Genomic DNA, 14672 nt, shown 5'->3' with positions numbered 1-14672 from the left:
CTCCGATCACTGGGCACCGCCCAGGCCAGCCACGAGCCACGCGACGGCGGCGATCACGAGGACACCGCCCGCCATGCCCGCGGCGTACGAGCGGACGTACCCGGTCTGCGCCTTGCGGAACACCGCGCCGAACCACGAGACGGCCAGGGGCAGCACGCCCCAGCCGCGGTCGACCACGTCCCGGTCACCGACCTGGACCAGGCGGGCCACACCGTGCGCCGGCAGCACCACGAGGGTCTCGTTGGCGGCGTCCTGGTAGAGGTCCCGGCGGGCGGCCCGGGTGAGGAAGGAGCCGCGCGGCGCCTCCTCGGGAACGAGCTGCACCGCGTACATGCGGAACGCGAGCAGGGCGCCGAGGACCACGACGACCAGCGTGGTCGTGATGATCACGGGGACCGGGAGCACCGGCTCGTGGTGCTCCGCGTGCCCCACCACCGGCTCCAGCCAGGTGGTGAACGTGCCGCCGATGCCGAGCACCAGACCGAGCGCGGCCGAGCCGACGCCGAGGAACACCAGCGGCCACCACATGAGCGGCGAGCCCTCGTGGGGGTGCTGGTTCTCGGTCCAGCGCGGACGCCGTCCGCCGAACGTCATGAAGAACAGGCGGGTCATGTAGAACGCCGTGATCGCTGCGCCGAGCACCGCCACCGAGCCGAAAACCCAGGCCCGCCACGGCTGCCCCTCGACCGGGATGAACGCGGCCTCGATGATCCCGTCCTTGCTCCAGAAGCCGGAGAACGGCGGGATGCCGAGGATCGCGAGCCAGCCCAGGCCCATCGTGATCCACGTGATGGGCAGGAACCGCGAGAGCCCGCCGAAGCGGCGCATGTCGGTCTGGTCGCCCATCGCGTGCATCACCGAGCCGGCGCCGAGGAACAGCCCCGCCTTGAAGAAGCCGTGCGTGAGCAGGTGGAAGATGGCGAACGCGTACCCGGCCGGGCCGAGGCCCGCGGCGAGCATCATGTAGCCGATCTGCGACATGGTGGAGGCGGCCAGCGCCTTCTTGATGTCGTCCTTCGCGGTACCGACCACGGCACCGAACAGCAGGGTCACCGCACCCACGATGACGACGACGAGCTGCGCCGTCGGGGCCGCCTCCAGGATGGGGCCGGAGCGCACCATGAGGTAGACGCCCGCGGTGACCATGGTGGCGGCGTGGATGAGCGCGGACACCGGCGTCGGGCCGGCCATCGCGTCGCCGAGCCAGGCCTGGAGGGGGAACTGCGCCGACTTGCCGCACGCGGCGAGCAGCAGGCACAGGCCGACGGCGGTCGCGGTGGCCTCGGAGAGCCCGCCCGCGGCCGGGAGCACGTCGGCGAAGCTCACGCTGCCCACCGTCGCGAACAGGATGGCCATCGCGGCGATGAGCCCCATGTCCCCGATGCGGTTCATGACGAACGCCTTCTTGGCCGCCACCGCGTTCTCGCGGGCCGACGGCCGGCCCGTGTCCCAGAACCCGATGAGCAGGTAGGACGCGACGCCCACCCCCTCCCAGCCCACGAAGAGCAGCAGGTAGGAGTCGGCCAGGACCAGCGTGAGCATGGCCGCGACGAAGAGGTTCAGGTAGGCGAAGAACCGGCGCCGGTCGACGTCGTGGTCCATGTACGCCACGGAGTACACGTGGATGAGCGTGCCCACGAAGGTCACGAGCACCACGAACGTCATGGACAGGGGGTCCAGCCGCAGGCCGAGGTCCACGTCCAGACCGCCCGCGGACAGCCACGTCCCCAGGCTGTGGTCGATCGCGCGCTCCTCGGGCGGCACGCCGATCATGCGGAACATCAGGACGAAGCCGACCACCGCGGAGGCGGCCGAGGCCAGCACGCCGAGCCAGTGGCCCCAGCGGTCGGTGGCCCTGCCGCCCAGCAGCAGCACTGCCGCACCGATCAGCGGGAAGCCGACCAGCCAGGGGGCGAGCCCGATCACGTCGTTCACGTCTCAGCCCTTCAGGAGGTTGACGTCGTCGACCGAGGCCGAACGGCGGGTACGGAAGATCGTCACGATGATGGCCAGGCCCACGACGACCTCGGCGGCGGCGACGACCATGACGAAGAACGCGAGCACCTGACCGGTCAGGTCGCCGTGCAGCCGCGCGAAGGTGACGAAGGCGAGGTTGGTGGCGTTGAGCATGAGCTCCACGCCCATGAACACCACGATCGCGTTGCGGCGCAGCAGCACCGTCGTCGCCCCGATGGCGAACAGCACGGCGGCCAGGACCACGTAGTTGGTGATGTCCATCAGGCCTCCTCCTCGGCGTCCGACCCGTCCCCGGCGGCCTGCGCCTCGACCAGCGCGACCGCGGTGTGCGGAGCGGGCCGCTCCTGACCGCGGATCCGCAGCACGCGCGACACCGACTGCGGCACCTGCTCACCGTCGGGGCCCAGCGCGGGCGTGTCCATCGCGTTCGACCGGGCGTACACGCCGGGCGACGGCAGCGGGGTGAGCGTGACGCCGTCGGGCAGCGCCTTGACGCGCGCCTCCGCGACCGTCCGCTGGTTCTGCTTGGGGGTGAGCCGGCGGCGGTGCGTGAGCACGAGCGCGCCGACGGCCGCCGTCACCAGCAGCACGCCCACGGCCTCCATGGCCAGCACGTAGTCGCCGAACAGCACGCGGGCCAGGGCCTGCGGGTTGGCGACGCCGCCCGGGTCGCCGCCGGCCAGGCCGACGGCGGGCGGGAACGCGGCCCGCCCCACCACGCCGGCCAGCACCAGCGCCAGCCCGAGGCCGATGAGCAGGCCGATCCAGCGCTGCCCGCGGATGGTCTCGGTGAGCGAGTCCGACGCGTCGACGCCCACGAGCATCAGCACGAACAGGAACAGCATCATCACGGCGCCCGTGTACACGACCACCTGCACGACGCCGAGGAACGGCGCCTCCTGCGCGATGTACAGGATGGCCATGCTGACCATGACGAACACGAGGCACATCGCGGCGTGCACGGCACGCCGCACGAACAGCAGGCCGAGCGCGGCGAGCACCATGAGCGGGGCGATCACCCAGAACAGGACGGTCTCGCCGCCCGAGATCTCCAGGCCGGCGGGGGTCATGCCGTCACCTCCGTGCGGCCGTCCGGCCGGGCGTCGCTCGCCAGGACCCGCACCGAACCGACGGCGGCGGCGCCCGCGGACCGCTCGGCGGCCCCCGGACCCTCGTCCGGACGCAGCTCGTGCTGGCGCGGCGTCGGCGCGGGAGCCGTGCCCGAGACCACGGCCTCGGCGGCGTCCAGCGTCTCGTCGTCCGGCCGCTGCTCGCGGACCCAGGCGACCTGCGCCGCCGTCGGACCGAGCACGTCACCGCTGTAGTAGTCGGTGTCCGTGGTGCCCTCGACCATGGGGTGCGGCGCCGCGAGCATGCCCTCCGACAGCGGGGCCAGCAGGTCCTGCTTCTCGTAGATCATGCCCGCGCGGGTCTTGCCGGCCAGCTCGAAGTCGTTCGTCATGGTGAGCGCCCGCGTGGGGCACGCCTCGATGCACAGCCCGCAGAAGATGCAGCGCAGGTAGTTGATCTGGTAGACGCGCCCGTACCGCTCGCCGGGGCTCATGTGGGCCCCGCCGGAGTCGTCGGCCTTGACCTGCCGGCCCTCGTTCTCGGGCAGGTCCGCGTTGGAGGCACCTTCCACGTAGATCGCGTCCGCCGGGCACGCCCACGCGCACAGCTCGCAGCCGATGCACTTCTCCAGCCCGTCGGCGTACCGGTTGAGCTGGTGACGGCCGTGGAACCGGCGCTGGGTCGGCTCCTTCTTGCGCGGGTACTGCTCCGTGACCGTGGGCCTGAACATCGACGACAGCGTCACGCCGAAGCCCGCGACGGGAGCGAAGATCTCCGCGATGGGCCCCGGCTGGGGCCGCAGGGGCTGGTAGTCACTCACCGTGGACCTCCTTTCCGAACCGCTTGGACGGGGGCAGCTTCTCGCCGGGCAGCGGGGGCACCGGGAAGCCGCCGGCGAACGCGTCGACGGTCTCCTTCTCGGCGTCGGCCGCGGGGGGCGCCTGCTTCTTCTCGGGCCAGAACCACATGACGGCGACGAAGACGACGGCGGCCCCGACGATCACCGGGATGAACTGCTGGTAGGTGACGCCCTGCACGCGCTGCAGCCACTGCACGACGGCGAGCACGACCACCCAGGCCAGCGCGACCGGGATGAGCACCTTCCAGCCGAACACCATGAACTGGTCGTAGCGCAGGCGCAGCAGCGTGCCGCGCACCCACACGAAGACGAACATGACGGCCCAGAGCTTCACGAGGAACCAGATGATCGGCAGCCAGCCCTCGTTGAGGGCGCCGCCCAGGAACCCGTCGGGCACCGGGGCCCGCCAGCCGCCCAGGAAGAGCGTCACGCAGACGGCCGAGACGTTGAGCATGTTGATGTACTCCGCCAGGAAGAACCAGGCGAACTTCATCGACGAGTACTCGGTCATGTAGCCGGAGACCAGCTCGCCCTCGGCCTCGGGGAGGTCGAACGGCAGGCGGTTGGTCTCACCGATCATCGAGATCACGTAGATCACGAAGGCCGGCGCGAGCGGGATGAACCACCAGATCTGCGTCTGGCTGGACACGATCTGCGACGTCGACATCGACCCCGCCATGATGAACACGCTGACCAGCGACAGGCCCATGGCGAGCTCGTAGCTGATCACCTGCGCCGTCGAGCGGACCGAGCCGAGCAGCGGGTAGGTGGAGCCCGAGGCCCAGCCGCCCAGCACGATGCCGTACACGCCGAGCGACGCGGCGGCCAGGATGTACAGGACCGCCACCGGGAAGTCCGTGAGCTGGGCCGGGGTGGTCCAGTCCGTCCAGGGGAACGGCAGGCTGGGCCCGAACGGGATGACGGCGAAGACGAGCAGCGAGCAGAACACCGAGATCATCGGCGCCAGCAGGTACACGAACCGGTCGGCCCGCGTGACCGTCATGTCCTCCTTGAGCAGGAGCTTCATGGCGTCCGCGAGCGACTGGAGCAGGCCGAAGGGACCGTGCCAGTTGGGGCCCGGCCGCACCTGCATGCGGGCCACGACCTTGCGCTCGAACCAGATCGCGAAGAGCACGCTGGTCAGCAGGAAGACCACGATCAGCACGGCCTTCACGATCGAGGCCCAGATGGTCTCCTGCGAGAAGTCGGCGGCGACGCCGGGCGCCGCGGCGGCGACGACAAGGGGGCTCATCGCCCACCCCTTTCCGAGTTGTCCGAGGCGGCCGACACGGTGACCAGGTCGCCCGCGGCAGCGCCGAGGGTGGCGTGCACGCGGCTGCCCACGCTGTTCAGCGGCAGCCAGACGACGCCGTCCACCATCGGTTCGGTCACCACGACCGGCAGCTCGACGGTGCCGCGCGACGTGCCGACGGCGACGCGGCCGCCGTCGGCCACCCCGAGGCTCTCCGCCGTGGCGGCCGAGAGGCGGGCCACGGGCTGCTTGGCCGTGCCCGCGAGGAACTGCTCGCCGTCCTGGCCGCGGCCCGCGTCGAGCTGCAGCCGCCAGGTGGCGAGCACCGCCTGGCCCGGCCCCACCTCGGGGGCCGCCGCCTGCGCCTGCTGCGGTGCGGCGACGCGGTCGCCCGACCACGCCTCGCGCTGCGTCATCGCGATCGACAGGTGGGCCTCGGCCGGCGTCGCCGCCTGCAGGTCCACGCCGAGCTGCTGGGCCAGCACGTGCAGCACGCGGTGGTCCGGCAGCGCGTTCGACTCGAGCGCCGCGCCGAAGGACCGCACCCGGCCCTCCCAGTTCCAGTACGAACCCGCCCGCTCCACAGGCGGGGCGACCGGCAGCACCACGTCGGCCCGCTCGGTGACCTCGGAGGCGCGCACCTCCAGGCTGAGCACGAACCCGCCGCGCGCCGCGACGGCGTCCAGGGCCGCCCGGGCAGCCTCCGGGTCGGGCAGGTCGGTGAGCTCCACGCCGCCGACGACCGCCCCGCCCAGGGTGCCGTCCGTCAGGGCGGCGAGGATGCCCGAGGTGTCGCGGCCCGGCTCCGCCGGGACCTGCGCGCCCCACGCCTGCGCCACCTGGGCGCGGGCCGCGGCGTCGGTGACCGGGCGGCCACCCGGCAGCAGGCCGGGCAGCAGCCCCGCCTCGACGCCGCCGCGCTCGCCCGCGCGACGCGGGATCCACGCGAGCCGCGCGCCCGTCGCCGCGGCGAGCCGGAGGGCCGCCGCGTACGCACCCGGCGAGCCCGCCAGGCGCTCGCCCACGAGGATCACGGCCCCCGGCTGGGCCAGGGCGGCACTCGTGGTGGCCACGGTGTCCGACGCCGACGCGCCGTCCGCCAGCGCGGCCAGCCAGTCGGTCTCGGTGCCCGGCGCCGCCGGCAGCAGCGTGCCGTCGAGGCGTGTCAGGCCGCGGGTGGCGTACGGGGCCACGGAGAAGATCTTCGCGCCCGACCGGGCCGCCTTGCGCAGCCGCAGGTAGGTGACACCCGCCTCCTCCTCGGCCTCCAGGCCGGCCAGCAGCACCGCGGGCGCCTTCTCCAGGTCGGAGAACGTGACGCCGATACCGGTGCCGGCCACGGCGTGCGCCAGGAACGCGGCCTCCTCGGCGGAGTGCACGCGGACCCGCTGGTCCACGTCGTTGGTGCCGAGCGCCGTCCGCGCGAACCGCGACCACGCGAAGGCGTCCTCGACGGTGAGCCGCCCGCCCGGCAGCACGCCGACCCCGCCGGCCTGCCGCGCTCGGGTGAGCCCGGCCGCCGCGACCTCCAGCGCCTCGACCCAGGAGGCCGGGCGCAGCTCGCCGCGGGTGCCGTCGGCCGCGCGGTCGCGGACCAGCGGCGTGGTGAGCCGGTCGGGCGCGCTCTGCCAGGTGAAGGCGAAGCGGTCCTTGTCGGTGATCCACTCCTCGTTGACCACCGGGTCCTCGCCCGACAGCCGGCGCAGCACCTGGCCGCGGCGGTGGTCGATGCGGATCGCCGAGCCGTTCGAGTCGTGCTCCGCGATGCTCTCGGTGCTGACGAGGTCGAACGGCCGCGAGCGGAACCGGTAGCCCGCGCCGGTCAGCGCGCCGACCGGGCAGATCTGCACCGTGTTGCCCGAGTAGTACGACGAGAAGGGCCGCCCCGAGCTGTCCGTCGCGGCCTCGCCGACCGGGCGGTCCACGGGGCCGTTGCTCGACTCCGCGCCGGCGAACCCGAGCACGTCCTCGTCGAACCGGCCGATCTGCTGGTGCGCGCCACGGTCCTGCAGGGCGATGAACGCGTCGCCCGCGATCTCCTCGCTGAACCGGGTGCAGCGCTGGCACAGCACGCAGCGCTCGCGGTCGAGCAGGATCTGCGTGGACAGCGCGATGGGCTTGGGGAAGGTGCGCTTGACGTCGACGAACCGCGAGTCGGTGCGACCGTTCGACATGGCCTGGTTCTGCAGGGGGCACTCGCCGCCCTTGTCGCACACCGGGCAGTCGAGCGGGTGGTTCATGAGCAGCAGCTCCATGACCCCCTGCTGCGCCTTGTCGGCCACGGCGGAGGTGTGCTGCGTCTTGACCACCATGCCCGGCGCCACGGTCATGGTGCACGACGCCTGGGGCTTCGGCATGGGCCGCACGTTGCCCTCGCGGTCCGGCATGGCGACCTCGACGAGGCACTGCCGGCAGGCGCCCGCGGGCGCCAGGAGCGGGTGGTCGCAGAACCGCGGGATCTGGATGCCGGCCTGCTCGGCGGCGCGGATGATCAGCGTGCCCTTGGGCACGCTGACCTCGGTACCGTCGATGGTGAAGGTGACCAGCTCGACCGGTGCGGCCTCGGTGCTGGTGTCGTTCGTGGTGACGGTCATCAGTGACCTCCCGCGCCGGCGCCCGCGAGGGCCCCGGGAGTCCGAGTCTTGGGGGTGTACGGGAACAGGGCCGACGCGCTCGGGTCGAACGGGCAGCCGTGCCCGTCGATGTGCGCCTGGTACTCGTCCCGGAAGTGCTGGATGCTCGACGTGATCGGCGACACCGCGCCGTCGCCCAGGGCGCAGAACGCCTTGCCGAGGATGTTGTCGCACAGGTCGAGCAGCAGCTCGAGGTCGCCGTCCTGCCCCTCGCCGGCCTCGATGCGGTGGAGCACCTGCTTGAGCCAGTAGGTGCCCTCACGGCACGGCGTGCACTTGCCGCAGGACTCGTGCGCGTAGAAGTCGGTCCACCGGGACACCGCGCGGACCACGCACACGGTCTCGTCGAAGATCTGCAGCGCGCGCGTACCGAGCATCGAGCCCGCCGCGCCCACCGACTCGTAGTCGAGCGGGGTATCCAGGTGGTCGGCGGTGAAGATCGGCGTGGAGGAGCCGCCGGGGGTCCAGAACTTGAGCTCGTGCCCGGCCCGGATGCCGCCCGAGAGGTCCAGCAGCTCGCGCAGCGTGATGCCGAGCGGCGCCTCGTACTGGCCGGGCGTGGTGACGTGCCCGGACAGGGAGAACAGGCCGTGCCCCTGCGACTTCTCGGTGCCCATGGAGGAGAACCAGTCGGCTCCCTTCGCGATGATCGCGGGGACCGACGCGATGGACTCCACGTTGTTCACCACGGTGGGCCGCGCGTACAGGCCGGCCACGGCGGGGAACGGCGGCTTGAGCCGCGGCTGGCCGCGCAGGCCCTCCAGCGAGTCGAGCAGCGCCGTCTCCTCGCCGCAGATGTAGGCGCCGGCGCCGGCGTGCACCGTGACGTCGAGGTCGAATCCGGAGCCCTGGATGTTCTTGCCCAGGTAGCCGGCCTTGTACGCCTCCTCGACGGCGTTCAGCAGCCGCCGGTAGACGTGCAGCACCTCGCCGCGCACGTAGATGAACGCGTGGTCGCAGCCGATCGCGAAGCTCGTGATCGCCACGCCCTCGATCAGGTGCTGGGGGCTGGCGAGCATGAGCGGGATGTCCTTGCAGGTGCCCGGCTCGGACTCGTCCGCGTTGACGACCAGGTACCGCGGGCCGCCGTCGGGCGGGGGCAGGAAGCCCCACTTCATGCCCGTGGGGAAGCCCGCGCCGCCACGGCCGCGCAGCCCGGAGTCCTTGACGGCCTGGACCAGGGCGCCGGGCTCCATCGTCAGGGCCTTCTTGAGGCCGGCGTAGCCGCCGTTGCGCTCGTACGTGGCCAGCCGCCAGGAGCGGTCCTTGTCCCAGGTGTCGGTCAGTACCGGTGTCAGGCTCACTTCGCGTCCTCCCCGGGCTTCTTGTCCTTGCCGACCTCGGTGTCGGACGGCGTGGCGGGCTTGCGCTCCGCGCTCGACCCCGGGGTGCCGACCGGCGGGCTGGTCTGCCCCGCCGGGACGTCCGCCCCGCCGTCGGCCGCCGGGGCGTCCGGCGCCGTCCAGCCGCGCTCGCGGGCGACCTTGAGCCCCGCGAGCGTCGGGGCGCCCGCGCCCACGCCCTCGTCGGCGCGGCCGTCGGGGAACCCGGCCAGGACCCGGCTCATCTGCTTGAACGAGCACACGGACGCAGCGCCGCGGGTCGGCACGACGTCCTCGCCCAGGATCAGCTTGTCCGCGAGCGCCGTGGCCGTCTCGGGCGTCTGGTTGTCGAAGAACTCCCAGTTGACCATCACGACGGGGGCGTAGTCGCAGGCGGCGTTGCACTCGACGCGCTCCAGCGTGATCGCGCCGTCGGGCGTTGTCTCGTCGTGGCCCACGCCGAGGTGCTCGCTGAGCTCGTCGAAGATGGCGTCGCCGCCCATGACCGCGCACAGGGTGTTGGTGCACACGCCGACGGTGTAGGTGCCGTTGGGGTGGCGCTTGTACTGGGTGTAGAAGGTGGCGACGGCGGAGACCTCGGCGGCGGTGATGCCGAGCATCTCGGCGCAGAACAGGATGCCGTCGCGGCTGACGTACCCGTCGACGGACTGCACCAGGTGCAGCATCGGCAGCAGGCCGGACCGGGGGTCCGGGTAGCGGGCCATGATCTGCGTCGCGTCGGCGGTCAGGCTCGCCAGGGTGTCGGCGTCGTAGCGCGTCTTCGTCGTGGGCGTCTCCACGGGCTCGGCCGTCATCGGTCCACACCTCCCAGCACGGGGTCCAGGGACGCGACGGCGACGACGACGTCGGCCACCTGGCCGCCCTCGCACATCACCGACGTGGCCTGGAGGTTGTTGAACGAGGGGTCGCGGAAGTGCGCGCGGTAGGGCCGGGTGCCGCCGTCGGACACGACGTGCACGCCGAGCTCGCCGCGCGGGTGCTCCACGGTCTGCCAGGCCTGGCCGACGGGGACGCGGAAGCCCTCGGTGACCAGCTTGAAGTGGTGGATCAGGGCCTCCATGGAGGTGCCCATGATCTTCTTGATGTGCTCCAGCGAGTTGCCCTGGCCGTCGCCGCCGACAGCGAGCTGGGCGGGCCAGGCGATCTTCTTGTCGGCGACCATGACGGGCTCGCCCTCGGTACGGTCGAGCCGCTCCAGGGCCTGCTCGATGATCTTGAGCGACTGGTAGCACTCCTCGATGCGGAGCACCACGCGGTCGTAGCAGTCGGCGCCCTTCGAGGTGGGCACGTCGAAGTCGTAGGTCTCGTAGCCGCAGTACGGGTTGTCCTTGCGGACGTCGTACGGCAGGCCCGTGGACCGCAGCACCGGGCCGGTCACGGCGAGCGCCATGCACCCGGACAGGTTGAGCACGCCGACGTCGGTCAGGCGGGCCTTGAAGATGGGGTTGGCGAGCATGAGGTCGGTGAGCTGCTTGAGGTAGCCGCGCACCTTCTTGAGGGCTTCGCGCGCCTGGGTGGTGAAGCCCTCCGGGGTGTCCACGGCCACGCCGCCGGGGCGGATGTACGCGTGGTTCATGCGCAGGCCGGTGACGGCCTCGAACAGGCGCAGGATCTCCTCGCGGGCGGTGAAGCCGATGGTCATGACGGTGGTGGCGCCCATCTCGTTGCCGCCGGTGCCGACGCAGACCAGGTGGGAGGAGATGCGGTTCAGCTCCATCATGAGCACCCGGATCACCGACGCGCGCTCGGGCACGTCGTCGGTGATGCCCAGCAGCTTCTCCACGGCGAGGCAGTAGGCGGCCTCCTGGAACAGGGGCGCCACGTAGTCCATGCGGGTGCAGAACGTGGTGCCCTGCGTCCACGTCCGGAACTCCATGTTCTTCTCGATGCCCGTGTGCAGGTAGCCGATACCGGCGCGGGCCTCGGTGACGGTCTCGCCGTCGATCTCCAGCATCAGGCGCAGCACGCCGTGCGTGGACGGGTGCTGGGGGCCCATGTTGACGACGATCCGCTCCTCGCCGATCGCCTCGCGCGCGATGTCGTCCCAGTCGCCGTCGCCGTAGGCCTCGAAGGCCCGCACGGTGGACGACATGTCCTCGTTGCCCGCCGGCCGGGTGGCGTGGGGGGTCGCAGTGGGAGCGCTCATGAATAGCTCCTCCTCGTGTCCGGCGGGGGCACGGTGGCCCCCTTGTACTCGACGGGGATGCCGCCGAGCGGGTAGTCCTTGCGCTGCGGGTGGCCGTCCCAGTCGTCCGGCATCTCGATGCGGGTCAGGGCGGGGTGGCCGTCGAAGACGATCCCGAAGAAGTCGTACGTCTCGCGCTCGTGCCAGTCGTTGGCCGGGTACACCGACGTGGTCGACGGGATGTGCGGGTCCTCGTCCGGGGCCGCGACCTCCAGGCGGAGGCGGCGCGAGTGCGTGATCGAGGCGAGGTGGTACACGGCGTGCAGCTCACGGCCGGCGTCGTGCGGGTAGTGCACGCCGCTCACGCCGAGGGACAGCTCGAACCGCAGGTCCTGGTCGTCGCGCAGCGCCTGGCACACGGCCACGAGGTGCTCGCGGGCGACGTCGATGGTCAGCTCGGCCTGCGGTGCGTCGGCGCTCGCGGCGCCGTGCAGGTCCACGACCACCTTCTCGACCGCCTGGTCGAAGGTGGGACCACCGGTCCGTGCGCCGTCCTCCAGCACCTCGGCCAGGACGTCGACCACCTGGTCGAACCAGCTCCCGTACGGCCGGGGCGACGCGGCGGGCATCGCGACAGGAGTGACCAGGCCGCCGTAGCCCGACGTGTCGCCCGAGCCGTGGGCACCGAACATGCCCTTCCTGACCTCGACCACCTCGAAGGTGGCCGCGCCCTCCGGGGGTGTCAGGGCCGAGCCCTGGTCGCCGCCCGGCGTGACGTCGCTCATCGCAGCAGGCCCTTCATCTCGAAGGTGGGGGTGGCCTCCATGGCGGCCGCCTCGGCGGCGCGCGCGGCCTCGACCCGGTTCACGCCCAGCGGCGCGTTCTGGATGTGGTCGTGCAGCCCGAGGATGGCGTTGATCAGCATCTCCGGGCGGGGCGGGCAGCCGGGCAGGTAGATGTCGACCGGCACCACGTGGTCCACGCCCTGCACGATCGCGTAGTTGTTGAACATCCCGCCCGACGACGCGCACACGCCCATGGAGAGCACCCACTTGGGCTCGCTCATCTGGTCGTACACCTGGCGCACCACCGGGGCCATCTTCTGGCTCACCCGGCCGGCGACGATCATCAGGTCCGCCTGGCGCGGCGAGGCGCGGAACACCTCCATGCCGAACCGCGACAGGTCGAACCGCGACGCACCGGCGGCCATCATCTCGATGGCGCAGCAGGCCAGCCCGAACGTCACCGGCCACACCGAGGCCTTGCGCAGGTACCCCGCGAGATCCTCGATCGTCGTCAGCAGGAACCCTGACGGCGCTTCCTCGACACCCATGTCCCCTCCTTAGCTGCCGGGCCCCGCCCGGCGTCGCCGCGTGACGCCCCGGGGCGCCACGCGTGAAGTCGCTGTCTCAGACCCAGTCGAAGCCGCCGCGGCGCCACTCGTAGACGAACGGCACGGTGATCAGCGCCAGGAACGCCAGCATCGCCACCAGGCCGAACGTCGCGAGCGTCGTGAAGTCCACGGCCCACGGGTAGAGGAAGACGACCTCGATGTCGAAGACGATGAATGTCATCGCCACCAGGTAGTACTTGATCGGCAGCCGGCCGCCCCCGACGGCGTGCGGCGTCGGCTCGATGCCGCACTCGTACGAGTCGAGCTTGGCGCGGTTGTACCGCTTGGGGCCGATGATCGCGCTCGCGGCCACGCCGCCGAGCGCCAGGACGGCCCCGATCGCCATGAGGATCAGGACGGGTACGTAGGGGTTCATGCTGTGCCCTTCATGAACGGCTTGCCCTTCGTGGACGTGATGCTCATGCGCTCGGGACCACCCTGGTCAGCCCCGCGATGACGCGGTCGACCCAGTCGCCGCCGTGCGGCTCGTAGCAGTCGGACAGGAGCTTGAGCGTGAACTGCATGACGACCTTGCGCGGCAGGCCGTACCGGACGCAGATCCGCATGATCTCGGGGTGCTCGATGAGCCGCACGAACCAGCGGCCCAGCGTGTAGTACCCGCCGAGGTCGTCGCGCATGCGCTCGCCGTACGTGGCGAGCGTGGCCTCGCGGGCCGCGTCGGTGCTCTTGTGCCGGGCCTGGCTGATCGCCTCGGCCGCGACGCGTCCCGCCTGCAGCCCGTACGCGATGCCCTCGCCGTTGAACGGGCTGACCATGCCGGCGGAGTCGCCGGCCAGCAGCACTCCGTCGGCGTACAGGGGGCCACGGTTGAAGCCCATGGGCAGAGCCGCGCCGCGGATCGGGCCGCGCTCGGGCTCGTGGACCAGGTCCCAGCCCTCCGGCGCGCTCTTGGCGAGCCAGGTCTCCATGAGACGCCGGTAGTCGATGCCCGCCGCGGACTGGCGCGCGGGCGTGGACGCCACGCTGCCCAGGCCCACGTTCACCGTGCCGTCGCCGAGCGGGAAGATCCACCCGTAGCCGGGCAGCAGGTCGCTCTTGCCGGGCTCCCCGTCCCAGAGCTCCAGGTGCGACTCCATGAACGGGTCGTCGTGGCGCGGTGTGCGGTAGTAGGCGCGAACGGCGGTGCCCATGGGGCGGTCGTCGCGACGCTCCCGGCCGATGCCGAGCGCGAAGCGGGAGCTCACGCCGTCGGCCGCCACCACGACGGGGGCGCGGAACTCCTTGACGGGGCCCTCGGCACGCCCGCGGGCGTCGAGCGGCTGCGCCGTGACACCGACCACGCGGCCCGCGTCGTCCCGCACCGGGCCGGTGACCTTGGTGCGCTCCAGCAGCTTGGCGCCGCTCGCCTGCGCGTGCTGCGCGAGGGTGTGGTCCAGCGTCATCCGGGCGCGGGCCATGCCGTAGCCCGGGTAGGTCGTGAGGGCGGGCCAGTCCAGCTCGTAGGACCGGCCGCCGCCGTGGACGCGCAGGCCGCGGTTGCGGATCCAGCCGTCCTCCTCGCGGGTCGGCACGCCCATCCGGACCAGCTCCGCCACGGCGCGCGGCGTCAGGCCGTCGCCGCAGATCTTGTCGCGGGGAAACTCACCCTTTTCCAGCAGCAGCACGTCGAGACCCGCGGCCGCGCACCAGTGCGCGGTGGACGAGCCGGCCGGGCCGGCGCCCACCACGATGACGTCCGCGTCGTCGCGTCTCTCTCTTCGCACGTTCACCCCCGTTGGGAACCCGCTGCTGGCCGTTGCTGACCTCGCTGTGCGGGGCTCTTCCGGACTTGACGACAAGTCCTTGTGAACCCTGTCACAACACCGACACCCTAGCCACACTTAGGGGGGATTGTGTAGGAAGGTTCCCCTTACTTGAGGAGGCGCCCCAAGGCCCCTCCGCAGGCGCAGGCCCAGGACAGCACAGCGGGGGGGGGGGGGGGGGGGGGGGGGGGGGGGGGGGGGGGGGGGGGGGGGGGGGGCGGGGGGGGGGGCGGGGGGCGGCGAGAGGCCAGAAAAA

13 protein-coding genes are annotated in these 14672 nt (G+C 72.0%); all 13 read right to left on the bottom strand.

The annotated features are described in order from the left end of the window. Positions 1-6: 6 nt before the first annotated feature. On the bottom strand, positions 7-1926 hold the full coding sequence (nuoL, locus tag ACIG47_RS20810; RefSeq protein ID WP_397433054.1) for an NADH-quinone oxidoreductase subunit L: 1920 nt from the start codon (positions 1924-1926) through the stop codon (positions 7-9). Positions 1927-1938: 12 nt separating this feature from the next. Next, positions 1939-2238: an NADH-quinone oxidoreductase subunit NuoK gene (gene nuoK, locus ACIG47_RS20805; RefSeq protein ID WP_116673522.1), complete on the bottom strand. Its 300-nt coding sequence runs from the start codon at positions 2236-2238 to the stop codon at positions 1939-1941. Further along, complete coding sequence (locus ACIG47_RS20800) at positions 2238-3047, bottom strand: NADH-quinone oxidoreductase subunit J (RefSeq protein ID WP_397432996.1); 810 nt, start codon at positions 3045-3047, stop codon at positions 2238-2240. The genes nuoK and ACIG47_RS20800 overlap by 1 nt, the downstream gene beginning before the upstream one ends. Further along, positions 3044-3868 carry an NADH-quinone oxidoreductase subunit NuoI gene (nuoI, locus tag ACIG47_RS20795; RefSeq protein ID WP_397413040.1) on the bottom strand — a complete coding sequence of 275 codons (825 nt, stop codon included), beginning with the start codon at positions 3866-3868 and terminating at the stop codon, positions 3044-3046. Before nuoI ends, ACIG47_RS20800 begins: the two co-directional genes overlap by 4 nt. Beyond that, positions 3861-5159, bottom strand: coding sequence for an NADH-quinone oxidoreductase subunit NuoH (nuoH, locus tag ACIG47_RS20790; RefSeq protein ID WP_397432994.1), 1299 nt, complete (start codon positions 5157-5159; stop codon positions 3861-3863). Before nuoH ends, nuoI begins: the two co-directional genes overlap by 8 nt. Then, positions 5156-7753, bottom strand: coding sequence for an NADH-quinone oxidoreductase subunit G (locus ACIG47_RS20785; RefSeq protein ID WP_397432992.1), 2598 nt, complete (start codon positions 7751-7753; stop codon positions 5156-5158). Before ACIG47_RS20785 ends, nuoH begins: the two co-directional genes overlap by 4 nt. Further along, positions 7753-9096 (bottom strand): NADH-quinone oxidoreductase subunit NuoF, encoded by a 1344-nt coding sequence (nuoF, locus tag ACIG47_RS20780; protein WP_397432991.1) that lies wholly within the window; start codon positions 9094-9096, stop codon positions 7753-7755. Before nuoF ends, ACIG47_RS20785 begins: the two co-directional genes overlap by 1 nt. Continuing rightward, positions 9093-9929: an NADH-quinone oxidoreductase subunit NuoE gene (gene nuoE, locus ACIG47_RS20775; RefSeq protein ID WP_397432990.1), complete on the bottom strand. Its 837-nt coding sequence runs from the start codon at positions 9927-9929 to the stop codon at positions 9093-9095. The genes nuoF and nuoE overlap by 4 nt, the downstream gene beginning before the upstream one ends. Continuing rightward, a complete protein-coding gene (locus ACIG47_RS20770) occupies positions 9926-11281 on the bottom strand; it encodes an NADH-quinone oxidoreductase subunit D (RefSeq protein WP_397413035.1) in 1356 nt (451 codons plus the stop codon). Before ACIG47_RS20770 ends, nuoE begins: the two co-directional genes overlap by 4 nt. Then, positions 11278-12045 (bottom strand): NADH-quinone oxidoreductase subunit C, encoded by a 768-nt coding sequence (locus ACIG47_RS20765; protein WP_397432988.1) that lies wholly within the window; start codon positions 12043-12045, stop codon positions 11278-11280. The genes ACIG47_RS20770 and ACIG47_RS20765 overlap by 4 nt, the downstream gene beginning before the upstream one ends. After that, the gene (locus ACIG47_RS20760; protein WP_020016037.1) at positions 12042-12593 is read right to left on the bottom strand and encodes an NADH-quinone oxidoreductase subunit B family protein; all 552 of its coding nucleotides are present in this window, start codon (positions 12591-12593) and stop codon (positions 12042-12044) included. Before ACIG47_RS20760 ends, ACIG47_RS20765 begins: the two co-directional genes overlap by 4 nt. A gap of 76 nt (positions 12594-12669) precedes the next feature. Beyond that, entirely contained in the window at positions 12670-13029 is a 360-nt protein-coding gene (locus ACIG47_RS20755) for an NADH-quinone oxidoreductase subunit A (RefSeq protein WP_397413033.1), read from the bottom strand. Between the two features lie 43 nt (positions 13030-13072). Next, a complete protein-coding gene (locus ACIG47_RS20750; protein ID WP_397432987.1) occupies positions 13073-14377 on the bottom strand; it encodes a geranylgeranyl reductase family protein in 1305 nt (434 codons plus the stop codon). Positions 14378-14672 lie beyond the last annotated feature (295 nt).

The sequence above is a fragment of the Promicromonospora sp. NPDC052451 genome (genome assembly GCF_044547525.1).
In the GTDB taxonomy this organism is placed as follows: domain Bacteria; phylum Actinomycetota; class Actinomycetes; order Actinomycetales; family Cellulomonadaceae; genus Promicromonospora.
Note: the sequence above shows the minus strand (reverse complement) of the source record. Positions and strands in the feature narration are given on the sequence as shown.

Coding starts and splice junctions, on each gene's coding strand:
- nuoK (WP_116673522.1), bottom strand. CDS start 2,238: ATGGACATCACCAACTACGTGGTCCTGGCCGCCGTGCTGTTCGCCATC.
- ACIG47_RS20800 (WP_397432996.1), bottom strand. CDS start 3,047: ATGACCCCCGCCGGCCTGGAGATCTCGGGCGGCGAGACCGTCCTGTTC.
- nuoH (WP_397432994.1), bottom strand. CDS start 5,159: ATGAGCCCCCTTGTCGTCGCCGCCGCGGCGCCCGGCGTCGCCGCCGAC.
- ACIG47_RS20785 (WP_397432992.1), bottom strand. CDS start 7,753: ATGACCGTCACCACGAACGACACCAGCACCGAGGCCGCACCGGTCGAG.
- nuoE (WP_397432990.1), bottom strand. CDS start 9,929: ATGACGGCCGAGCCCGTGGAGACGCCCACGACGAAGACGCGCTACGAC.
- ACIG47_RS20770 (WP_397413035.1), bottom strand. CDS start 11,281: ATGAGCGCTCCCACTGCGACCCCCCACGCCACCCGGCCGGCGGGCAAC.
- ACIG47_RS20765 (WP_397432988.1), bottom strand. CDS start 12,045: ATGAGCGACGTCACGCCGGGCGGCGACCAGGGCTCGGCCCTGACACCC.
- ACIG47_RS20760 (WP_020016037.1), bottom strand. CDS start 12,593: ATGGGTGTCGAGGAAGCGCCGTCAGGGTTCCTGCTGACGACGATCGAG.
- ACIG47_RS20755 (WP_397413033.1), bottom strand. CDS start 13,029: ATGAACCCCTACGTACCCGTCCTGATCCTCATGGCGATCGGGGCCGTC.